Source organism: Burkholderia theae, from assembly GCF_048565265.1.
GTDB lineage: Bacteria > Pseudomonadota > Gammaproteobacteria > Burkholderiales > Burkholderiaceae > Burkholderia > Burkholderia theae.
Window position 1 is genome coordinate 577411 of sequence record NZ_CP183461.1, and the last position, 22273, is coordinate 599683.

A 22273-nucleotide genomic window follows, 5' to 3' on the forward strand; every position below is an offset into this window, starting at 1 on the left:
CACTTTATGAGCAAAGACTACAAGGATCTGCTGGTTTCCCTCGACATCGGCACGTCGAAGGTGGTGGCCATCGTCGCCGAGCTGAAGGGCGAGGGCCACTACGAGGTGATCGGTCTCGGCCAGAGCGAGTCGAAGGGTCTGAAGAAAGGCGTGGTGGTCAATATCGAGGCCACCGTGCAGTCGATCCAGCGCGCGCTCGAGGAAGCCGAGCTGATGGCCGACTGCAAGATCACCAACGTGTTCACGGGGATCGCGGGCAGCCACATCCGCAGCTTCAACTCGAGCGGGATGGTCGCGATCAAGGACAAGGAAGTCACGCAGACCGACGTGGCGCGCGTGATCGAGACCGCGAAGGCGATCAACATCCCGACCGACCAGCAGGTGCTGCACATCCTCACGCAGGAATTCATCATCGACGGCCAGGAAGACGTCCGCGAGCCGATCGGGATGAGCGGCATCCGCCTCGAAGTGAAGGTGCACATCGTGACGGGCGCGGTGAGCGCCGCGCAGAACATCGTCAAGTGCGTGCGCCGCTGCGGTCTTGAAGTGAACGACCTGATCCTGCAGCCGCTCGCGTCGTCGCTGGCCGTGCTGACGGAAGACGAGAAGGATCTCGGCGTGGTGCTCGTCGACGTCGGCGGCGGCACGACGGACATCGCGATCTTCGCCGAAGGCGCGATCCGCCACACCGCGGTGATTCCGATCGCCGGCGACCAGATCACGAGCGACATCGCGATGGCGCTGCGTACGCCGACGCCGGATGCGGAAGACATCAAGGTCGGCTACGGGATCGCGAAGCAGGCGCTCGCCGATCCGGACGAGATGGTCGAAGTGCCGGGCCTCGGCGAACGCGGCCCGCGCACGCTGTCGCGCCAGGCGCTCGCGGCCGTGATCGAGCCGCGCGTCGAGGAACTGTTCTCGCTCGTGCAGCAGGTCGTGCGCGAGTCGGGTTACGAAGAACTGCTGAGCTCCGGCGTGGTCATTACCGGCGGTGCCGCGATGATGCCGGGCATGGTCGAGCTCGGCGAAGACATTTTCCTGAAACCGGTGCGCATCGGCGCGCCGGAGTATGCAGGCGGCCTCTCCGACGTCGTGCGCAATCCGCGCTACTCGACGGCGATGGGGTTGCTCGTCGAAGGCAGCGCTCAGCGCATGCGCGGCCGCAAGGTCGCCGTGCAGTCCGGCAACGCGGGGCAGGTGTTCTCGCGGATGAAGGAATGGTTCCTGAGCAACTTCTGACGAACCGAATCGAAATTCGCGCCGGTGCCGGCGGCTGGCGCGCGACAGGGGGTTGCCCGATCTCCTGCCGAATAACGGCCGAGTAGCAGTAATTCTCTTGACGGAGGCAACATGGAATTCGAAATGCTGGAAACCGAAACCAACGGCACCATCATCAAGGTGGTGGGCGTTGGCGGCGCTGGCGGCAATGCCGTACAGCACATGATCAACCGCGGCGTGCAGGGCGTCGACTTCATCGTGATGAACACGGACGCGCAAGCGCTGTCGCGTTCGCGCGCATCGTCGGTGATCCAGCTTGGCAACACGGGCCTCGGCGCCGGTGCGAAGCCGGAAATGGGCCGTGCGGCAGCGGAAGAAGCGCGTGAGCGCATCGCCGACGCACTGCGCGGTGCGCACATGGTGTTCATTACGGCCGGCATGGGCGGCGGTACGGGCACGGGCGCGGCACCGGTGGTCGCGCAGATCGCGAAGGAGATGGGCATTCTGACGGTCGGTGTCGTCAGCAAGCCGTTCGAGTTCGAAGGCGGCAAGCGCATGCGCGTCGCTGAAGCAGGTTCGCAGCAACTGGAGGATCACGTCGACTCGCTGATCGTCGTGCTGAACGACAAGCTGTTCGACGTGATGGGCGACGACGCCGAGATGGACAAGTGCTTCCAGTGCGCGGACGACGTGTTGAACAACGCGGTCGCAGGCATCGCTGAAATCATCAACGTCGATGGCCTCGTGAACGTCGACTTCGAAGACGTGAAGACGGTGATGGGCGAGCAGGGCAAGGCGATGATGGGCACGGCGACGGTCGCCGGCGTCGATCGCGCACGCCTCGCGGCGGAACAGGCCGTGGCGAGCCCGCTGCTCGAAGGCGTCGATCTGTCGGGTGCGCGCGGCGTGCTGGTCAACATCACGTCGAGCCGTTCGCTGCGCCTGTCGGAAACGCGCGAAGTGATGAACACGATCAAGAGCTACGCGGCGGAAGATGCCACGGTGATCTTCGGTGCGGTGTACGACGACGCGATGGGCGATGCACTGCGCGTGACGGTCGTGGCGACGGGTCTGGGCCGTGCGGCGAAGAAGCAGCAGTCGGCACCGATGACGCTGCTGCGCACGGGTACGGACAATCAGCCGGTCAGCGCGGTCTCGCACGGTTATGCACCGGCGCATCACGTCAGCACGGCCGACTACGGCGCGCTCGATACGCCGGCGGTGTGGCGCAATTCGCGCGAAACCGCGGCATCGCACGTGCAGGCGCTGCAGGAGAAGGGTGTCGACACCTACGACATTCCGGCTTTCCTGCGCAAGCAGGCTGACTGACGCAAACACAGGCGAAGCCGCGGCGAAATCGCCGCGGTATCGCCGGCGTGACGGATGCTACGGACCACGACAGGCCGCGTCGGATACGACGCCGGGCCGGGAAACGTGCCCTCTTCGCTTCGGCGGGGCGGGATGGGCCGTGCTGTCCGCAACACGCTGAAAAACCGTATCGCTATGAGGGACCAGCCATGATTCAAGTGGGCGACGCGCTGCCCGACGCGCAATTGTTCGAATTCATCGACGACGCGCGCGAAGGGTGCACGCTGGGGCCGAACGCCTACAGCGTGCGCGACCAGGTCGCGGGAAAGCGGGTGGTGATCTTCGGATTGCCGGGCGCTTTCACACCGACCTGCTCGGCGCAGCATGTGCCGGGCTATGTCGAGCACGCCGAGCAACTGCGCTCGGTGGGTATCGACGAGATCTGGTGCGTGTCCGTCAACGACGCATTCGTGATGGGCGCATGGGGACGTGATCTGCACACCGCGGGCAAGGTGCGCATGATGGCGGACGGCAGCGCGGTTTTCACTCATGCGCTGGGGCTGACACAGGATTTGTCCGCGCGTGGCATGGGAATTCGTTCCCTGCGTTACGCGATGGTGATTGACGGCGGTGTGGTCAAGACGCTGGCCGTCGAGGCGCCGGGCAAGTTCGAAGTGAGCGATGCGGCGAGTGTTCTCGCGACGTTGACGTCCTGATCGTGCGGTGCGCCGTTGCCTGCCGGCAACGCTGCGCACCGGCCTCAGGGCAGTTGTAACACGGGCTGATGACCGGAAACGCCTCCGTTCCGGGCATCGGCCCGTCCCGTATCGGCGCGGGTAAACTGCCGAAACAGATTGATACGCAGTTTCAAACAGCGTTGAATAGGGAATTACGCTATAATCCCGCCTATCGAATATAACTCCTGATTGACATCTTCAATCAAGACGAAGACCACCATGCTGAAGCAGCGCACCATCAAATCCATCGTCAAGACCGTGGGGATTGGTGTCCACTCGGGCCGCAAGATCGAGCTCACGCTCCGTCCCGCCGCGCCCGGCACGGGCATCGTTTTCTCGCGCGTTGACCTGCCCACGCCCGTCGACATTCCCGCCTCGGCGATGTCGATCGGCGACACGCGGCTCGCGTCGGTGCTGCAGAAGGATGGCGTGCGCGTGTCGACGGTCGAGCACCTGATGTCCGCGTGCGCGGGCCTCGGCATCGATAACCTGTATGTCGACGTGACGGCCGAAGAGATCCCGATCATGGACGGCAGCGCGGCGACCTTCGTGTTCCTGATCCAGTCCGCCGGCATCGAGGAGCAGAACGCGCCGAAGCGCTTCATCAAGGTGAAGAAGACGGTCGAAATCCGCGACGGCGACAAGTTTGCGCGTCTCGATCCGTATTTCGGCTTCAAGCTGAAGTTCTCGATCGATTTCCGGCACCCGGCAGTCGACAAGACGGGCCAGGAACTCGAGGTCGATTTCGCGAATACGTCGTACGTGCGCGAGATCGCGCGTGCGCGCACGTTCGGCTTCGCGCACGAGGCAGAGATGCTGCGCGAGATCGGCCTGGCGCGCGGCGGCAGCATGGACAATGCGATCGTGCTCGACGAGTACCGCATCCTGAACAACGACGGGCTGCGCTACGACGACGAGTTCGTGAAGCACAAGATGCTCGACGCGATCGGCGACCTGTACGTGATCGGCCATCCGCTGCTGGCGTCGTACACCGCGTACAAGTCGGGCCACGGGCTGAACAACGCGCTGCTGCGCGAGCTGCTCGCGCATGAAGACGCGTACGAGGTCGTCACGTTCGACGATCCGCAGGCCGCTCCGCGCGGCTTCGCGTTCGACGCGCAGACGGCGTTCGCCTGACCGGCATTCGGCATCGGTAATAAAAAAGCGGCCCGCTGAACTGCACCCCAAAAGTTGGACATCCGTTCGACCTTTGGGGTGTTTTTCATGGCGAAGTACGATGAGCAGTTCAAGCAGCGACTAGTCGAGGCGTATTTGCGCGGGGAAGCTGGATGTAAGGCGCTATCCGCGCGCCATGGCATACATTACGCACTGCTGGAGCGGTGGGTTGCGGCATACCGCGAACATGGGGCCGCGGGTCTGAGCCGAAAGTACGGCAACTACGACGTCCAGTTCAAGATGCAAGTTTTGCAGCGGATGAGGGACGAGAATCTTCTGGTCCGGCAAGTCATGGCCTTGTTCGATATACGAGCGCCCGGAAGCATCACCAAGTGGGCTCGCCTGTATGATGAGGGCGGCCTTGATGCCCTAGCGCCCCGTTCGCGTGGCCGCCCACGAAAGATGACCATCACTCCACCAGACAAGCCCACCGAAGATAAGGCACCAGACGCGCGCACGCGCGAGGATTTGCTCAAAGAGAACGAATACCTTCGAGCGGAGATCGCCTACCTAAAAAAGCTCGATGCGCTGCTGCAGGCGAAGAAGCAAGCAGCGCAAAAGAGAAAGCGCAAATAGTCCAGGAACTGCGGAGTTGCCACCCGCTTGCTAGCTTGCTGAAGGTGGCCAAGTTGGCACGCAGCACGTTCTACTATCAGCTCAACGTACTGGAGATGGGAGATCGGCACGCGGGTCTCAAGACGGAGATTCGGACCATTTACGATCACCATCGAGGGCGTTACGGCTACCGACGCGTCACGGAAGTGATCCGACAGACAGGGAGGCTGATCAACCGCAAGAAAATTCAACGGCTGATGCAGCAACTCCAACTGCGATCCTTGGTGCGCCCCAAGAAATACCGTTCCTGGAAAGGCGAAGTTGGTCTGGCAGCGCCGAACCTGCTGGCACGCCAGTTTGAAGCCGAGCGACCCAATCAGAAGTGGGTCACGGATGTCACGGAATTCAACGTGGCTGGTCAGAAGCTGTACCTGTCGCCCGTGCTGGACCTGTATAACGGTGAGATCATTGCCCATCAGATCGCACAACGACCCAGCTTCGAATTGGTCAATGGCATGCTGAAGAAGGCACTGCGGGTACTGCGGCCCAGAGACCAACCGCTATTGCATTCGGATCAGGGTTGGCAGTACCGGATGCCGGCCTACCGACGCACACTTGAGCATCATGGGCTCACGCAAAGCATGTCGCGCAAGGGCAATTGCCTTGACAATGCGGCCATGGAAAGCTTCTTCGGCACGCTCAAATCCGAATGCTTCCGGCTCGAACGCTTCACCTGCGTGGATCAATTGCGCGATGCCCTAGAGCAATACATTCGTTACTACAACCACGAACGCATCAAGCAGAAACTCAAAGGGCTGAGTCCCGTGCAATACAGGACTCAGCCCTTGGCAGCCTAGCCTTTAACCGTCCAACTTTACGGGGTCAGCTCACGCGGGCCGCTTTTTTATTGGCCGGCCGCCGCCGGCGGCGCGCTCAGCGCGGCGATTTCGCGCCGTGCCGGGCCGCCATTCGTGCGAGCGCAGCCTGCAGCGGCGACGGTTCGAGGTGATCGGCGAGGTCGCGTAATGCAGCGGCGCCGACCGAGGTCATCCGCGCCTGCTTCACGTGCGGCGGCTCCGGCGCGTCCTTCGGACGCACGCGCACGCGCAGCGTCGTGACGGGCCAGCCGCGCTTCTGCAGATCGGCGAGCAGCCGCGGCTCGACCTGCCGCAGCCGGGCGGCCAGCGCATTGTGCGCGGCAAAGAGGGTCAGGGTGCCGTCCTTGATGAAGCCCGGTTCGACATGATTCGCAAGATAGTCGGGCAGCAGCGCGCACAGATCGCGCTGCAGCGACGTGACCTGTTCGACGCCGACGCGCAGCGCCGCAAACGCGTCGGTGCGGTTGAGCACTTCGGACACGGGCTGGGGGCGAAATGCGGCGAGCGGGCCGAAACGCTTGGAAAATCGGTTCATCGAGGCATTCTTCGGGCGCGCACGCGCGCGGACGTTGACGCCGATTGTACCCGCGCGGGCCCGTGCACGGGCGGCTTTCGCCCCGTCGGCCCGGCCGTCGGCGCGTTATGCCCGTCCGGCCGAGACACGGGCGCACGCGTCCCCGCGTGCTAAAATTCACCGTTTGAGTCCACTAATTCGCTAAGCCGCCGAGGCTCGGGCGTCGGGGCGCGCAACACGCGCCGGGCGCCGGTGCTGCGACGCAGGATCCGATCCGATGACAACCGGTTTTCTCCAGAAAATTTTTGGCAGCCGCAACCAGCGGCTCGTCAAGCAATACCAAAAGACCGTCACGACGATCAATGCGCTCGAAACGCAGATCGAGAAGCTGACGGACGACCAGTTGCGCGGCAAGACGGACGAATTCCGCCAGCGGGTCGCGGCCGGCGAGTCGCTCGACAAGCTGCTGCCCGAGGCGTTCGCGGTCTGTCGCGAGGCAAGCCGCCGCGTGCTGAAGATGCGGCACTTCGACGTGCAGATGATCGGCGGCATGGTGCTCCACTACGGCAAGATCGCGGAAATGCGCACCGGCGAGGGCAAGACGCTCGTCGCGACGCTGCCCGTGTACCTGAATGCGCTGGCGGGCCGCGGCGTGCACGTCGTGACCGTCAACGATTACCTCGCGCAGCGTGACGCCGAATGGATGGCGCGCCTCTACAACTTCCTCGGTCTGTCGGTCGGCATCAACCTGTCCGGCATGGAGCACGACCAGAAGCAGCAGGCCTACGCGGCGGACATCACGTACGGCACGAACAACGAGTTCGGCTTCGACTACCTGCGCGACAACATGGTCTACGAGACCGACGCGCGCGTGCAGCGAGCACTGAATTTCGCGGTCGTCGACGAAGTGGACTCGATCCTGATCGACGAGGCGCGTACGCCGCTGATCATTTCGGGCCAGGCCGAGGATCACACCGAACTGTACGTGCGGATGAACGCGCTGCCGCCGCTGCTCGAGCGCCAGATCGGCGAGGAGAAGGCCGACGGCACGGGCGTCGAGAAGCCGGGCGACTACACGCTCGACGAGAAGGCGCGCCAGGTGTTCCTGACGGAATCGGGCCACGAGAAGGCCGAGCGGCTGCTCGCCGAATGGGGCCTGATCGGCGAGGGCGAGAGCCTGTACGCGCCGCAGAACATCACGCTGATGCACCACGTGTACGCGGCGCTGCGCGCACACACGCTGTTCCACAAGGATCAGCACTACGTCGTGCAGAACGGCGAAGTGGTCATCGTCGACGAATTCACGGGCCGCCTGATGGCCGGCCGCCGCTGGTCCGACGGCCTGCACCAGGCGGTCGAGGCGAAGGAACACGTGAAGATCCAGAGCGAGAACCAGACGCTCGCATCGATCACGTTCCAGAACTACTTCCGGATGTACGCGAAGCTGTCGGGCATGACGGGTACCGCGGACACCGAAGCGTACGAATTCAACGAGATCTACGGCCTCGAGACGGTCGTGATCCCGACCAATCGTCCGCCGAAGCGGATCGACAAGCAGGACCAGATCTACAAGACGGCCAAGGAGCGCTACGACGCGGTGATCCGCGACATCCGCGACTGCTACGAACGTGGCCAGCCGGTGCTGGTCGGCACGACGTCGATCGAGAACTCCGAGCTGCTGTCGCACCTGCTGAAGCAGGCCGGGCTGCCGCACGAGGTGCTGAACGCGAAGCAGCACGAGCGTGAAGCCGCGATCGTCGCGGAAGCCGGCCGTCCGAAGCGCGTCACGATCGCGACCAACATGGCCGGCCGCGGCACCGACATCGTGCTCGGCGGCAACGCCGAGAAGCAAGCCGCGTTCATCGAAGCCGATGATGCGATTCCCGCCGACGAGAAAGCGCGCCGCATCAAGCAGCTGCACGACGAGTGGGAAACGCTGCACGAGCAGGTGAAGGCCGCGGGCGGCCTGCACATCATCGGCACCGAGCGCCACGAATCGCGCCGGATCGACAACCAGCTGCGTGGCCGTGCGGGCCGCCAGGGCGATCCGGGTTCGTCGCGCTTCTACCTGTCGCTCGACGATCCGCTGCTGCGCATCTTCGCGGGCGACCGCGTGCGCTCGATCATGGATCGCCTGAAGATGCCGGAAGGCGAGGCGATCGAGGCCGGCATCGTCACGCGTTCGATCGAATCCGCGCAGCGCAAGGTCGAAGCGCGCAACTTCGACATCCGCAAGCAGCTGCTCGAATACGACGACGTGTCGAACGACCAGCGCAAGGTCATCTACCAGCAGCGCAACGAACTGCTCGAAGCACACGACATCACCGAGACGATCTCCGCGATGCGTCACGGCGTGATTGCCGAAGTCGTCCGCCAGTTCGTGCCGGAAGGCAGCATCGAGGAGCAGTGGGACGTGCCCGAGCTCGAGGAAGCGCTGCGCAACGACTGGCAGCTCGACCTCGCGATCCAGGAAATGGTGAACGAGTCGACGTCGATCACGGCCGAGGAGATTCTCGACGCCGTGATGACGGCCGCCGACGAGCAGTACGAGGCAAAGGTCGCGATGGTCGGCCGCGAATCGTTCAGCGCGTTCGAGCGCTCGGTGATGCTGCAGACGGTCGACCGCCTGTGGCGCGAGCACCTCGCGGCGCTCGATCACCTGCGCCAGGGCATCCACCTGCGCGGTTATGCGCAGAAGAACCCGAAGCAGGAATACAAGCGCGAAGCATTCGAGCTGTTCGCCGCGATGCTCGAGGCGATCAAGCAGGAAGTCACGCGGGTCGTGATGAACGTGCAGATCCAGTCGCCGGAGCAGCTCGAGGAAGCGGCCGAGCAGATCGAGGAGCGCGGCGGCCATCTCGAGAACGTTGAGTACCAGCACGCCGAGTTCGCCGAAGCCGCTGCGCCGGTGGCCGGCGGGGCGGCTGTTGCGGCAGCCGCCGCGACGGCCGACATGGTCGGCAGCGCGATGGCCCACAGCGGCCCCGGCGGCGAGATGCCGAAGGTCGGTCGCAACGATCCGTGCCCGTGCGGCAGCGGCAAGAAGTACAAGCACTGTCACGGGAAGCTGTCATGATCGACGGCGGCGCGCGTGATGCGTGCCGCTTCGTTCGCAGCTTCGAATCAGTGATGTGAGTTGCGGCGGCCCGCGCGTGCGGCCGCCGGTTCTTCCAATCGATGCCGGCACGTGCCGGCATTTTCCATCCGGCAGGTGTGCCCCATGGCTGTCAATTTTCCGTCGATCGATCCCGCCCAACTCCATCCTGTCGCCGGCGTCACGCTCGGCTGGGCGGAAGCGAACATCCGCAAGCCGAATCGCAAGGACGTGCTGGTCATCTCCGTCGACGAAGGGGCGACGGTCGCGGGCGTGTTCACCGAGAACCGCTTTTGCGCGGCGCCGGTAACGGTTTGCCGCGAGCACCTGGCGAAGGTGCGCGCGGGCGGCGCGGGGATTCGCGCGCTCGTCGTGAACACGGGCAATGCGAACGCGGGCACCGGCGAACCGGGTCTCGTGAACACCCGCGAGACCTGCACCGAACTCGCGCGCCTCGCGGGCATCGAGCCGGCGCAGGTGCTGCCGTTCTCGACCGGCGTGATCCTCGAGCCGCTGCCGATCGACCGCCTGAAGGCCGGGCTGCCGGCGGCGCTCGCGAACCGCAAGGCCGCGAACTGGTTTGACGCCGCGCAGGCGATCATGACGACCGACACGCTGCCGAAGGCCGCGTCGCGGCAGGTCGCGATCGACGGTCACACGGTCACGCTGACGGGCATCAGCAAGGGCGCGGGCATGATCAAGCCGAACATGGCGACGATGCTCGGCTTCCTCGCGTTCGACGCGAACGTCGCGCAGCCGGTGCTCGACAGCCTCGTCAAGGAAGTTGCCGACCGCTCGTTCAACTGCATCACGATCGACGGCGATACCTCGACGAACGACTCGTTCATCCTGATCGCGTCGGGCAAGAGCACGCTGCCGGCGATCACGTCGACCGATTCGCCGGCCTATGCGGCGCTGCGCGATGCGGTGACGGAAGTCGCGCAGCTGCTGTCGCAACTGATCGTGCGCGACGGCGAAGGCGCGACGAAATTCATGACGGTGCAGGTCGAAGGCGGCAAGAGCGTCGCCGAATGCCGCCAGATCGCGTACGCGATCGGCCATTCGCCGCTCGTGAAGACGGCCTTCTACGCATCCGACCCCAACCTCGGCCGGATTCTCGCGGCGATCGGTTATGCGGGCGTCGCGGATCTCGACGTCGGCAAGATCGACCTCTATCTCGACGACGTGCTCGTCGCGAAGGCGGGCGGCCGCAACCCGGCCTATCAGGAAGAGGATGGCCAGCGCGTGATGAAGCAGAGCGAAATCACGATCCGCGTGCTGCTCGGCCGCGGCGACGCGCAGGCAACCGTCTGGACGTGCGACCTGTCGCACGATTATGTGAGCATCAACGCGGATTACCGCTCCTGATCGGGAGCGCTCGAACGACATGGACAAGCTTGAACAGTTTCTGACGCGCGCGGAAGCGCTGCTCGGCCGTCTCGAAGGGATGCTGCCGCCCGCGCCGGCCGCCGTCGACTGGAACGCCGCCCACGCGTTCCGCTGGCGCAAGCGCCAGGGGCGCGGCTACCTGCAGCCGGTGCCGGCCGCATCGTCGATCACGCTTGGCGACCTGCACAACATCGATCGCCAGAAAGGGCTGATCGAGCAGAACACGCGGCAGTTCGTGCAGCAGAAGCCGGCCAACAACGTGCTGCTGACCGGCGCGCGCGGCACCGGCAAGTCGTCGCTGATCAAGGCGTGCCTGAACGCGTATGCGAAGGACGGGCTGCGCCTGATCGAAGTCGACAAGGACGATCTGCACGATCTCGGCGATATCGTCGATCTGATCGCGCAGCGCCCCGAGCGGTTCATCGTGTTCTGCGACGACCTGTCGTTCGAGGAGGGTGAATCGGGCTACAAGGCGCTGAAGGTCGCGCTCGACGGCTCGATCGCCGCGCAGTCGGACAACGTGCTGATCTACGCGACGTCGAACCGCCGCCATCTGCTGCCCGAGTACATGAGCGACAACGAGTCGTACAAGCATCTCCCGGATGGCGAGATTCACCCCGGCGAAGTCGTCGAGGAGAAGATCTCGCTGTCGGAGCGCTTCGGCCTGTGGGTCAGCTTCTATCCGTTCAAGCAGGACGACTACCTCGGCATCGTCGCGCACTGGCTGCGTCATTTCGGCTGCGAGGATGCGGAGATCGAGTCCGCACGCGGCGACGCGCTCGTGTGGGCGCTCGAGCGCGGTTCGCGGTCGGGGCGCGTCGCGTGGCAATTCGCACGTGACTGGTCGGGCCGCAAGGAGCAGGCATGAGCGCGGATCTCGCACAGGGTGCCGTACGCGCGCCGGATGGCCGCAAGGTGACGGAAGTGGCGGTCGGCGTGATGGTGCAGCCGGATGGCAGGTACCTGCTTGCGCAGCGGCTGCAGGGCAAACCGTATGAAGGCTACTGGGAGTTTCCGGGCGGCAAGCTGGAGGCCGGCGAAAGCGTCGAGGCCGCGCTGGCACGCGAACTGCACGAGGAACTCGGCATCGTCGTCACGGCCAGCCATCGCTGGCACACGCTCGAGCACGATTATCCGCACGCGTACGTGCGGCTTTATTTCTGCAAGGTGACGGGCTGGACGGGCGAGCCGCACAGCAAGGAAGGGCAGGCGTTCGTGTGGCAGCAACTGCCGGTCGACGTCGCGCCGCTGCTGCCGGCGGCACTGCCGGTGCTCGAACTGCTCGAGAAGGAAGCGGCGTCGCACTGACGCCGTCGCACCCTGCCGAAAAGGCGGGCCATATCGACGGCGGGCGGTGCCGCGAGCCGCTCAGCTGTCGCGGCGGCCGTCCTCTCCGTCTTCCTCCGACGAGGGGCCCTCGTCGGAGGTGCCGCCGATCCGGTACTTTTCCGCGGCCCATGCGCCGAGGTCGAGCTGCTTGCAGCGGGCCGAACAGAACGGACGGAACTGATTTTCAGGCGTCCAGCGCACTTCGGCGCTGCACGACGGGCATTTCACAACGGTAGTCATACGAAAGCATTGATCCGGCACGCGGCCGTTACAGATTGCACAGTGTCAGATGGAACGGCACGTCGATGTCCACCGCGCGCGGCCGCACATCGCCGTCCTGCATGGTGAACCGTACCCACAGCATGTATTTGTTGGCGCTCGCTTCGGGAATGACGCGCAGCTCCGGCGGCACGCGCACCTGCATCAACTGGTAGGTGCGGCCGGACAGCATCTGCTGGTAGCTGCCCTGCATTGCCATGACCTTCGACGCCTGACCCGATTCGCGCGCGAGGCGCAGCACGATTGCCGCGGCGTCTCGCAGCGGCAGCATCGGCATGATCCACTTTGCGATGTCCTGGCGCCGCTGCTCGGCGGGCCATTGCTGCCACGCGTAATACGACGGCAGGTCGAACTTGCACGTGCCGCCGGGAATGACCGCGCGGCTGCGGATGCTGGCGAGCCACTCGTTGTCGACGAGGTGCTGGCCGGTCTTGCCCTGCATCTGCGCGAGATTCGCGAGCGTCTGCTCGATTTCGCCGAGCACGGCTTCGAGCGCGTTCTGCTCGATGCCCGGATTGCCGCGAAAGGGGGCGAGCGTCTGGCGTTGACGTTCGAGCTCCTTCATCAGATCCGATTTCAGGTCCGCGCGGCCCGTTACCTCGGCGATTTCGAACAGCGTCGTCAGCGCGACGTGGTGTTCACGCGGGTCCTCCTGAGCCAAAAAGAACGTGAAGCGCTCGAAGAGATCTTCGAGGCGCAACAGCGTGCGAATTCGCTCGTTGAACGGATACTCGTAAAGAATCAAGCGCGCTCGCCTCTTGGGTAGGGATTGAAACAATGCAGGACATTCTAATGCTCACTCTCTACCCTAGCAACGCGCCAATTTCGTACGCCATCAGGATCGCATGCAATGCTCAGTGCGCGGCGGCCGCGAATCCGAGATAGCGTTGGTGCAGTGCATCGACCTGCACGGCGAGCGCAGCGGGCGTCGTCGCGTCGTTGATGATCACGTCGTCGGCCGCCGCGAGTCGGGCTTCGCGCGTTGCCTGCCTCGCGATGATCGCCTCGACCTGCTCGCGCGTGAAGCCGTTGCGCTGTATCACGCGTGCGATTTGCGTTTCTACCGGGCAGTCGACGACGAGTACGCGATCGCTACGCGCCTTCCAGTTGCCGGACTCGACGAGCAGCGGCACGACGAACATCACGTACGGGCCCTGCGCTTCGCGGGCTTCGCGATCGGTCTCCGCGCGGATCAGCGGATGCGTGATTGCTTCGAGGCGCCGGCGCGCGTCGTCGTCGCTGAAGATCAGGGTGCGCATCTTCGCGCGATCGAGCGAGCCGTCGGTGGCCACGAAGCCGCGGCCGAATGCCTGTTCGATCGCCGGCATCGCGAGGCCGCCCGGTGCAGTGATGCGGTGGGCAATCAGATCGGTGTCGACGAGCGATGCACCTCGCGCGGCGAACAGGTCGGCGACGGTTGTCTTGCCGCTGCCGATGCCGCCGGTGAGCCCTACTGCGAACATGTCAGCCTCCGAGCGCCGCATAAAAAGGGGTACCGAAAAACAGCGTCGCGACGCCGCCTGCCGCGAGGAACGGGCCGAACGGAATCGGCTCCTCGAAGCGCATGCGGCCGCGCCAGGTCGCGACCAGCCCGACGATCGCGCCCGTCACCGCGGCGAACAGCACGACCTGCGGCAGTGCGGCCCAACCCATCCACGCGCCGAGCGCGGCAAGCAGCTTCAGGTCGCCGAAGCCGATGCCCTCGATGCCGCGCAACCATTTGAACAGCCAGTAGATCGACCACAGGAACAGGTAGCCGGCGATCGCGCCGATCACGGCCGAGCGCAGCGACGTGAACGTACCGCCGAGGTTCAGCACGAGCCCCGCCCAGAGTAGCGGCAGCGTCATCGAGTCGGGCAGGTAGCCGGTGCTGATATCGATTGCGCTCATCGCAAGCAGCGCGGCGCACAGCGCGAAGGCGGCAAGCGCGGCGACGGTCGGGCCGAACGCCGCGAGCGAGCCGGCGGCGAGCAGCGCGCACGCGAGCTCGACGAGCGGATAACGGATGCCGATCGGGTGGCTGCAGCGCCGGCAGCGCCCGCGCAGCATCAGGTAGCTGACGACCGGGATGTTTTCCCATGCGCGCAGCACGTGACCGCAATGCGGGCATGCGCTGCGCGGGCCCCACAGATCGTAGCGCGGCGGATAACCGTCGTCGGGGGCGGCGCCGGTGTTGCCGGTCGCTTCGGCGATCTCGGCCTGCCACGCGCGTTGCATCATCACGGGCAGCCGGTGCACGACCACGTTCAGGAAGCTACCGACACAGAGACCGATGACGACCGCGAACGCATACTGCAGCGCGGGCGGCAGCATCGCCAGCGCGAGCAGCGTACTCTCGGGCGAATCGGGAACGGCGGACAGGGGCGCTGGCGTCATGAGGCTCAAGGTTCGGACTAAAAGGCGACAGAATCGGTTGCGATGCTACACCACGTTGCCGAGCTGAAGGATGGGCAGATACATCGCGATCACGAGGCCGCCGACGAGTGCGCCCAGCACGATCACGATCAGCGGTTCGCCGAGCGCGGCGAGCGTTTCGAGACGCGCATCGAGCTGGCGTTCGCACAGCGCGGCGATGTCGGCGAGCATCGTGTCGAGCGCACCGGTTTCCTCGGCGACGGCGATCGGCTGCACGACGTCGTCGGGAAAGCAGCCGGCCGACTGCATCGCGTCGGCGAGACGCGCGCCGCGCAGCACACGTGCGGCGATGTGCGCGGTGGCATGCTCGAACACCGGATGGCCGGCCGTGCGCTCGAGCGTGGCGAAGGCGTCGGCAAGCGGCACACCGGCGCCGAGCAGCGTGGCAAGCGAGCGGCACCAGCGGGCGACCGCGAACCGCCCGAGCGCGCTGCCCGCGAGCGGCGCGTGCAGCAGGTGCCGTGCGACCGCGTGGCGCAGCGGCGCCGACCGCCGAAGCGCTTGATGTGCGGCAAGCCCTGCTGCCGCGGCACCGGCAACCAGCACGCCACCCCACGCCGACAGCGCGGAGGACACCGCGAGCAGCGCGCGGGTCGGCGCGGGCAGTGCGGCGCCGAAACCGTCGAAGATCTGCCGGAACGTGGGTACGACCCACACCATCAACGCAGCCGAGATCGCGAGCGCGAACAGGATGACGGCCGCCGGATACGCGAGCGCGGCGCGCAGCTTGCGCCACTGCGCGTCGGCGCGCTCGCGGTGTTCCGCAACCCGTGTCAGCACGATGCCGAGCGAGCCGGATGCTTCGCCGACCTCGATCAGCTGGCGATACAACGTGCCGAATTGGGACGGATAGCGTGCGAGCGCGTCGGCGAAGCGGCGCCCGCCGACGATCTCGCGGGCGAGGCCCGTCGCGATGCGCGGCAGGCCGTCGCGCGTACGCGTACGCGCGAGCATCTCGAGCGACGGCGCGAGCGGCAGCCCGGCTTGCAGCAGGCTCGCGAGCTGGCGCGTGAAGCGTGTGACGTCCCGTGCGCCGGCCGTCGGCGGCCGGGCCGGCCCGCGGACATCGAGCGACAACACCGCGATGCCGTCGCGCGAGAGCGTGGCGCGTGCAGTGGCGGCGTCGAAGGCAATGACACCCCCGCGGCACGGCGTGCCGTCGCGGCGGCGGCCGCGCCACGCGAAGCGGGTTTCGCGCGGTGGCGTGCGCATGCTCATGCCACGGGTGTCGCGGCGACGGCTTCCGCGATGCTCGTCGTGCCGTCCCGGACACGCGCGAAGGCCGCGTCGCGCAGATTGCGCATGCCGGCGGCCGCCGCGCATTGCGCGAGTTCACCGACGCTCGCCCGCGCGACGATGCGCTCCGCCAGCTCGGGAGACACCGGCATCGTCTGATGCAGGCCGATGCGGCCGCGATAGCCGATACCGTGACAGGCGGAACAGCCCCGCGCGACGAACGGCCGCCATCCGCCTGCCAGGGCCGCGGGGTCGCAGCCGGCTTCCCGCAGCACGCGCGCCGGTGCGTCCGAGTGCGCGCGGCAGGCGGTGCAGAGCCGCCGGACGAGACGCTGCGCCGTGACGAGGTGCAGCGCGGCCGCCAGGTTGTACGGTGCGACGCCGATGTCGAGCAGCCGCGCGACGGCTGCCGGCGCGTCGTTCGTGTGCAGCGTCGACAGCACGAGATGGCCGGTTTGCGCAGCCTTGATCGCGACGTCGGCCGTCTCCGCGTCGCGAATCTCGCCGACCATGATGATGTCCGGATCCTGCCGCAACAGCGCGCGCAGCGCGGTCGCGAAGGTGAGCCCCGCCTTTTCGGCGACACCGACCTGGTTGATCCCGTCGAGCTGGATCTCGGCGGGATCCTCGACCGTGCAGACATTGTGCGCATCGCGATCGAGCATCTGCAGCGCGCAGTAGAGCGACAGCGTCTTGCCGCTGCCGGTCGGGCCCGTGACGAGCACGAGGCCATGCGGTGCGCGTATCGCGGCCTCCATCGCGGCCGCCTGCTGCGCGTCGAAGCCGAGGCGGGCGAGCGTGAGATCGGGCGGCAGCGTGTCGAGGCGCCGCAGCACGATCTTTTCGCCGAACAGCGTGGGCAGCGAACTGACCCGGTAGTCGCCGCGCGTGCCGCCGTCGATCGAGATGCGCAGCCTGCCGTCCTGCGGGAGCCGCCGCTCGGCGATGTCCATGCGCGCGAGTACCTTGATCCGCGTGACGAGCGCGTCGCGCAGATGAACGGGGGGCCGCGCATGTTCATGCAGCACGCCATCGATGCGCAGGCGGATGCGCCAGCCGGCTTCGAACGGTTCGACGTGGATGTCGGACGCGTCGCGCACGCGTGCCGCGTGAAGCGTGTCGGTCAGTAACCGCACGGCCGGTGCATCGTCGAGCTGGGCCGCGTCGAGCGCGCGTGGCGCGGCGGCGGGCGACGCATCGGCATGGAGGGGCGGCTGCGTGCGCAGTGGCGCCCCGGGAGGAGGGAAGTGCATGTGAGCCGGCGCGTTGGCCGCCTGTTGACCGTGACCTGCAGATGGTCGCGCGTCGCGGGCGGCGCCGGCAGTCGGCCGTTCGGCTAGCGCGTGGCGGCGCGTGCGGTGCGCGCGCCGCTGCGCGGCTTGAAGATCTTGACGGTGCGCACGGCCTGATCGTCGCTGCGCATCACCTCGAGCATCACGTCGCCGATTTTCACGCACACGTCGTCTTCCGGAATTTCCTCGAGGATTTCGAGAATCAGCCCGTTCAGCGTCTTCGGCCCGGTGGTCGGCAGCTTCAGGTGCAGCCAGCGGTTCAGCTCGCGCAGCGGCATGCTGGCCGAGACGATGCATTCGCCGTTCTCGTCCCAGCCGCCGGCACGTTCGCTGCGCGGCATCGACGTCGTGAATTCGCCGATCAGTTCCTCGATGATGTCTTCGGGCGTGACGAGCCCTTCGAGCTCGCCGTACTCGTTGACGACGAGCGCGGTGCGCTGCCGCGATTCCTGGAAATACTGGAGCTGCTGGACCACCGGCGTGCCCGACGGCACGTAGTACGGCTCGGCGAGCAGCGAGCGCAGCGTCTCGCGGTCGAAATCCTGGTTGTGCAGCGCGGTGAGCGTCTTGCGCACGTGCAGCACGCCGAGCACCTTGTCGATGTCGCCTTCGTAGACGATCAGGCGGTTGTGATAGCAGGTTTCGAGCTGATGCAGGACGTCGTCGAGCGGCGCGTAGAAGTTCAGCGACTCGATCTGGCGGCGCGGCACCATCACGTCGTCGACCGTGATGTTCTCGAGATCGAACAGGTTGAGCAGGATGCTGCGGTGCTTGGTCGGCATGAAACTGCTCGACTCGAGCACGATGGCGCGCAGCTCGTCGGCCGACATCCGCTGGTCGCGGCCCTTCTTTGTATTGATGCGCAGCACCCACAGCACGCCGTTCGCGAGCGCGTTGACGAACCAGACGAGCGGCTTGAATACGCGCATCAGCGGCGCGATCACGAGGCTCGCGGGCAGTGCGATGCGTTCGGGGAAGGTCGCGCCGACGATCTTCGGCGCGATTTCCGCGAACACGATGATCAGGAACGCGACGATGCCGGTCGCGATCGACAGCGCGAGGTTGTTGCGGCCGAACGTATGGAGCGCGAGCGACGTCGTCAGGACCGGGATGATCGTGTTGAACAGGTTGTTGCCGATCAGGATCACGCTGAGCAGCAGGTCAGTCCGCGTCAGCAGTCCCTGCGTGGTTTTCGCGCCGAGCACGCCCTGGCCGGCGAGATGCTTCAGCCGATGGCGGTTGAGCGCCATCATCGCGGTCTCGGAAATCGAAAAGAAGCTGGAACAGAGAAGAAGCAGGAAGACGGCGCCGATTTGCGCCCATAAGGGAATTTGGTCCACGCGTCGGAAAGGGCAGTGAAGGACAGGGATGGAGGGAATATAGCAGAGGCCGGCGACCGCGATGTGTCGTGCGCGACACGATGGGTCCGCTGCGGCCGGACAAAAAAAAACCGTGCACGCAGTGCACGGTTTTTCACAAATCTGGTCGGGGTGAGAGGATTCGAACCTCCGGCCTCTACGTCCCGAACGTAGCGCTCTACCAGGCTAAGCTACACCCCGATTTGTACTCTTCCGATTTCGCAGTCTTTTTCAAGACCGCTGCGTCGTCGAGCAAGAACGTAACTATAACGACGTTTTTTCGAAAATGGAATACCTTGGCGAAGAAAATTTTCGAGACGGGTGATCGCCCCGTGTCGAACATGCGTCGTCACGGCGGTGGCGACGCATGCGATGCGCTCAAGACTGCCGCGACGTCGAGTACGAGCACAGCTCGAGCAGGCTTTCCTTATAGATCGAATCGGGGAATGCCGCGATCGCTGCCGCTGCCGCCTGCGCTTCCTGGCGCGCGCATTCGAGCGTGTGATCGAGCGCGCCCGAGCGCGTGATCGCTTCGAAAATCGTGTCGAAGCGATCGGTGCCGCCCTGTTCGATCGCCTCGCGAGCAAGCGCCGACTGTTCGGGCGTGCCGCGTTCGATCAGATAGATGAGCGGCAGCGTCGGCTTGCCTTCGCGCAGGTCGTCGCCTGCATTCTTGCCCATTGCCTCGACGGTGCCCGCATAGTCGAGCCAGTCGTCCATGATCTGGAACGCGGTGCCGATCCGGCGGCCGTATTCGGCGGCGGCAGCCTCGGTCGGCGCATCGGCGCCCGAGAGCACCGCACCCAGGCGCGCCGACGCCTCGAACAGCTTGGCCGTCTTGTAGCGGATCACCTGCATGTAGCGCGTTTCGTCGACGTCCGCGTCGTGCATGTTGAGGAGCTGCAGCACCTCGCCTTCGGAAATGATCGTCGTCGCTTCGGACAGGATCTCCATCACGCGCATCTTGCCGACGCCGACCATCATCTCGAACGAGCGCGAATAGAGGTAATCGCCTACCAGCACGCTCGCCGCGTTGCCGAACAGCGCATTGGCGGTCTGGCGGCCGCGGCGCAGCTCGGATTCGTCGACGACGTCGTCATGCAGCAGCGTAGCCGTGTGGATGAACTCGACGACGGCAGCCAGCACGTGCCGCTGATGCGACGTTTCGCCGAGCGCGCCGGCGACGAGCAGCAGCAACGCCGGACGCAGCCGCTTGCCGCCCGCGCCGATGATGTACTCGGCGATCTGGTTGATCAGCAGCACGTCGGACGCGAGGCTTTGCCGGATAACGCGATTCACCTGCTCCATGTCGCTGGTGATCGGAGCGAGCAGGTGGGCGGCGCTGAGGGTGGGGGAGGCGGTGGACGACGACATGATGATGGAATTGGGTGATGCCGCGGATTATAAGTCGAATCCGCGATATCCCGGTCTGTCGGACGCGCCGCGGCCGTGATTTTGGCCGTCCGGCCGAGGCCCGTGCGCGGTAATCGTCGATCGGTTTTGACTTCGGTGCTAACCCCATGTATAATCACGTGTTTTCCGCGCGTGGTGTGCGGAAAATTTGGATCCAGAGTGAGGTTCTCAATGTACGCGGTCATAAAAACCGGCGGCAAGCAGTACAAAGTTGCCGTTGGCGAAAAACTCAAAGTAGAACAGATACCGGCTGACATTGACGCTGAAATCACGCTCGACCAGGTTCTCGCAGTGGGCGAAGGCGAATCGATTAAGTTCGGTACGCCGCTGGTCAGTGGGGCTTCCGTCAAGGCCACCGTTGTGTCGCACGGTCGTCATGCCAAGGTCACCATCTTCAAGATGCGTCGCCGGAAGCACTACCAAAAGCACGGCGGCCACCGCCAGAACTACACTGAGCTGCGCATCGACGCGATCAACGCGTAAGCGCCTCGGTAAAGGAGCAATCAGATGGCACACAAAAAGGCAGGCGGCTCTTCCCGGAACGGCCGCGACTCCGAGTCGAAACGTCTCGGCGTGAAAGTGTACGGCGGCCAGGCAATCAATGCCGGCGGCATCATCGTGCGTCAGCGCGGTACGCGTATGCACGCAGGCGAGAACGTCGGCATGGGCAAGGATCACACCCTGTTCGCGCTGGTCGACGGTCACGTGAAGTTCGCGACGAAGGGCGCGGACAAGAAGCATCTGGTCATCGTTGTCCCGGCGGCTGCCTAAGTTTATTTAGGCACCAAGGGCTTCGTAGCCGAAAGGCCCCGCAGTCTTCGCGGGGCCTTTTTTTATTGGGTCGCCGGGCGCATGTGCGTGCCGGCGACCGTCGCGTGACCGGCGTACGATCGGCCGAACGGCAGATTGTTCAAGCGCGCCGGCGCGCGGCACAATAGCGGAAATACTGGGCGGAGTGACGAATGAAGTTCATTGACGAAGCACGAATCGAAGTCATCGCCGGCGACGGAGGCGATGGCAGCGCTTCGATGCGCCGCGAGAAATTCGTCCCGTTCGGCGGGCCGGACGGCGGCGACGGCGGCCGGGGCGGTAGCGTTTACGCGATCGCCGACCGCAACATCAACACCCTGATCGACTACCGTTACGCGAAGAAGCACCTGGCGCGCAACGGCGAAAACGGTCGCGGCTCGGATTGCTACGGCAAGGGCGGTGACGACGTCACACTGCGCATGCCGGTCGGCACGATCATCAGCGACATGGATACCGGCGAACTGATCGCCGACCTGACCGAGCACGACCAGCAGGTGATGCTCGCGCAGGGCGGCTCCGGCGGGCTCGGCAACCTGCATTTCAAGTCGAGCACGAACCGCGCGCCGCGCCAGAAGACGGACGGCAAGCCGGGCGAACGGCGCATGCTGAAGCTCGAGTTGAAGGTGCTCGCCGACGTCGGCCTGCTCGGCATGCCGAACGCGGGCAAGTCGACGTTCATCTCGTCGGTGTCGAACGCACGGCCGAAGATCGCCGACTACCCGTTCACGACGCTCGCGCCGAATCTCGGCGTGGTGCGCGTCGGCCCGAGCAAGAGCTTCGTGATTGCCGACATCCCGGGGCTGATCGAGGGTGCCGCCGAAGGCGCGGGCCTCGGGCATCAGTTCCTGCGCCACCTGCAGCGCACCGGTGTGCTGCTGCATCTGGTCGACCTGGCCCCGTTCGATGAAAGCGTCGATCCGGTCGCTGAAGCGACCGCGATCGTCGGCGAGCTGCGCAAGTACGACGAGGCGCTCTTCGAGAAGACGCGCTGGCTGGTACTCAACAAGCTCGACATGGTGCCGGAAGACGAGCGCAAGGCGCGCGTCGCCGATTTCCTCGATCGCTTCGGCTGGGACGGCCCCGTGTTCGAGATCTCGGCGCTGACGGGCCAGGGCTGCGAAGCGCTGTGCTACGCAATCTACGACTACCTGTCCGAACATTCGGACGCGCATCGCGCGGCTGAGGCGGAAGATCTCGCGGCGGACGTGCGTTTCCGCGATGCGCCGCCGCCTGCGGACGGCGGTGCAGTGCCGGGCGACGACGCCTGAGCGG

21 protein-coding genes and 1 tRNA gene are annotated in these 22273 nt (G+C 65.4%); 12 read left to right on the forward strand and 10 right to left on the reverse strand.

Annotated elements, in window-relative coordinates; genetic code table 11:
* Nucleotides 1-6 precede the first annotated feature (6 nt).
* The 5 genes from ftsA to ACN22W_RS02790 all read left to right on the forward strand — a co-directional run bounded on the left by ftsA (nucleotide 7) and on the right by ACN22W_RS02790 (nucleotide 5851).
* Nucleotides 7-1239, forward strand: a complete 1233-nt coding sequence (gene ftsA, locus ACN22W_RS02770) for a cell division protein FtsA (protein WP_034182640.1) — start codon at nucleotides 7-9, stop codon at nucleotides 1237-1239.
* 111 nt (nucleotides 1240-1350) lie between these two features.
* A complete protein-coding gene (ftsZ, locus tag ACN22W_RS02775) occupies nucleotides 1351-2547 on the forward strand; it encodes a cell division protein FtsZ (protein WP_021159911.1) in 1197 nt (398 codons plus the stop codon).
* A gap of 188 nt (nucleotides 2548-2735) precedes the next feature.
* Entirely contained in the window at nucleotides 2736-3242 is a 507-nt protein-coding gene (locus ACN22W_RS02780; RefSeq protein WP_419686123.1) for a peroxiredoxin, read from the forward strand.
* Between the two features lie 240 nt (nucleotides 3243-3482).
* Nucleotides 3483-4400: a UDP-3-O-acyl-N-acetylglucosamine deacetylase gene (gene lpxC, locus ACN22W_RS02785; RefSeq protein ID WP_048251129.1), complete on the forward strand. Its 918-nt coding sequence runs from the start codon at nucleotides 3483-3485 to the stop codon at nucleotides 4398-4400.
* Nucleotides 4401-4487: 87 nt separating this feature from the next.
* Nucleotides 4488-5851 (forward strand): IS3 family transposase gene (locus ACN22W_RS02790; RefSeq protein WP_419686126.1). Its coding sequence is split into 2 segments (ribosomal slippage): nucleotides 4488-4950 and nucleotides 4950-5851, totalling 1365 coding nucleotides; the frame shifts between segments, so codons are not numbered across the junction.
* A gap of 76 nt (nucleotides 5852-5927) precedes the next feature.
* Here the strand turns inward: ACN22W_RS02790 and ACN22W_RS02795 are convergent.
* Nucleotides 5928-6407 carry a DciA family protein gene (locus ACN22W_RS02795; protein ID WP_419686128.1) on the reverse strand — a complete coding sequence of 160 codons (480 nt, stop codon included), beginning with the start codon at nucleotides 6405-6407 and terminating at the stop codon, nucleotides 5928-5930.
* Nucleotides 6408-6663: 256 nt separating this feature from the next.
* Here ACN22W_RS02795 and secA point away from each other — a divergent pair, with 256 nt between their 5' ends.
* The 4 genes from secA (at nucleotide 6664) to ACN22W_RS02815 (ending at nucleotide 12177) form a co-directional block, all read left to right on the forward strand.
* Entirely contained in the window at nucleotides 6664-9462 is a 2799-nt protein-coding gene (secA, locus tag ACN22W_RS02800; RefSeq protein WP_129513641.1) for a preprotein translocase subunit SecA, read from the forward strand.
* A 144-nt stretch (nucleotides 9463-9606) separates the two neighbouring features.
* Nucleotides 9607-10848, forward strand: a complete 1242-nt coding sequence (argJ, locus tag ACN22W_RS02805; protein WP_412022525.1) for a bifunctional glutamate N-acetyltransferase/amino-acid acetyltransferase ArgJ — start codon at nucleotides 9607-9609, stop codon at nucleotides 10846-10848.
* A 19-nt stretch (nucleotides 10849-10867) separates the two neighbouring features.
* Entirely contained in the window at nucleotides 10868-11737 is an 870-nt protein-coding gene (locus ACN22W_RS02810) for an ATP-binding protein (protein ID WP_048251133.1), read from the forward strand.
* Nucleotides 11734-12177 carry an NUDIX domain-containing protein gene (locus ACN22W_RS02815; protein WP_419686131.1) on the forward strand — a complete coding sequence of 148 codons (444 nt, stop codon included), beginning with the start codon at nucleotides 11734-11736 and terminating at the stop codon, nucleotides 12175-12177. Before ACN22W_RS02810 ends, ACN22W_RS02815 begins: the two co-directional genes overlap by 4 nt.
* A gap of 60 nt (nucleotides 12178-12237) precedes the next feature.
* On the opposite strand, the gene ACN22W_RS02820 is transcribed toward ACN22W_RS02815, so the two are convergent.
* The 9 genes from ACN22W_RS02820 to ACN22W_RS02860 form a co-directional block, all read right to left on the reverse strand.
* Entirely contained in the window at nucleotides 12238-12438 is a 201-nt protein-coding gene (locus ACN22W_RS02820) for a DNA gyrase inhibitor YacG (RefSeq protein ID WP_193097580.1), read from the reverse strand.
* Nucleotides 12439-12466: 28 nt separating this feature from the next.
* A complete protein-coding gene (zapD, locus tag ACN22W_RS02825) occupies nucleotides 12467-13222 on the reverse strand; it encodes a cell division protein ZapD (RefSeq protein WP_048251136.1) in 756 nt (251 codons plus the stop codon).
* Nucleotides 13223-13331: 109 nt separating this feature from the next.
* Complete coding sequence (gene coaE, locus ACN22W_RS02830) at nucleotides 13332-13940, reverse strand: dephospho-CoA kinase (RefSeq protein ID WP_419686133.1); 609 nt, start codon at nucleotides 13938-13940, stop codon at nucleotides 13332-13334.
* Between the two features lies 1 nt (nucleotide 13941).
* Nucleotides 13942-14853 carry a prepilin peptidase gene (locus ACN22W_RS02835; RefSeq protein ID WP_048251138.1) on the reverse strand — a complete coding sequence of 304 codons (912 nt, stop codon included), beginning with the start codon at nucleotides 14851-14853 and terminating at the stop codon, nucleotides 13942-13944.
* 45 nt (nucleotides 14854-14898) lie between these two features.
* Nucleotides 14899-16110, reverse strand: a complete 1212-nt coding sequence (locus ACN22W_RS02840) for a type II secretion system F family protein (RefSeq protein ID WP_419686135.1) — start codon at nucleotides 16108-16110, stop codon at nucleotides 14899-14901.
* Complete coding sequence (locus ACN22W_RS02845; RefSeq protein WP_419686137.1) at nucleotides 16107-17381, reverse strand: GspE/PulE family protein; 1275 nt, start codon at nucleotides 17379-17381, stop codon at nucleotides 16107-16109. The genes ACN22W_RS02840 and ACN22W_RS02845 overlap by 4 nt, the downstream gene beginning before the upstream one ends.
* Before the next feature lie 83 nt (nucleotides 17382-17464).
* Nucleotides 17465-18760, reverse strand: a complete 1296-nt coding sequence (locus ACN22W_RS02850; RefSeq protein ID WP_193097585.1) for an HlyC/CorC family transporter — start codon at nucleotides 18758-18760, stop codon at nucleotides 17465-17467.
* 142 nt (nucleotides 18761-18902) lie between these two features.
* A tRNA-Pro gene (locus ACN22W_RS02855) sits at nucleotides 18903-18979 on the reverse strand.
* A gap of 177 nt (nucleotides 18980-19156) precedes the next feature.
* Entirely contained in the window at nucleotides 19157-20152 is a 996-nt protein-coding gene (locus tag ACN22W_RS02860) for a polyprenyl synthetase family protein (RefSeq protein WP_129513649.1), read from the reverse strand.
* Nucleotides 20153-20362: 210 nt separating this feature from the next.
* Here ACN22W_RS02860 and rplU point away from each other — a divergent pair, with 210 nt between their 5' ends.
* The 3 genes from rplU (at nucleotide 20363) to obgE (ending at nucleotide 22269) form a co-directional block, all read left to right on the forward strand.
* Complete coding sequence (gene rplU / locus ACN22W_RS02865) at nucleotides 20363-20674, forward strand: 50S ribosomal protein L21 (RefSeq protein ID WP_006025184.1); 312 nt, start codon at nucleotides 20363-20365, stop codon at nucleotides 20672-20674.
* Between the two features lie 24 nt (nucleotides 20675-20698).
* Nucleotides 20699-20962 carry a 50S ribosomal protein L27 gene (gene rpmA, locus ACN22W_RS02870; RefSeq protein WP_006476999.1) on the forward strand — a complete coding sequence of 88 codons (264 nt, stop codon included), beginning with the start codon at nucleotides 20699-20701 and terminating at the stop codon, nucleotides 20960-20962.
* Between the two features lie 191 nt (nucleotides 20963-21153).
* A complete protein-coding gene (gene obgE / locus ACN22W_RS02875; RefSeq protein ID WP_129513650.1) occupies nucleotides 21154-22269 on the forward strand; it encodes a GTPase ObgE in 1116 nt (371 codons plus the stop codon).
* Nucleotides 22270-22273: the final 4 nt, after the last annotated feature.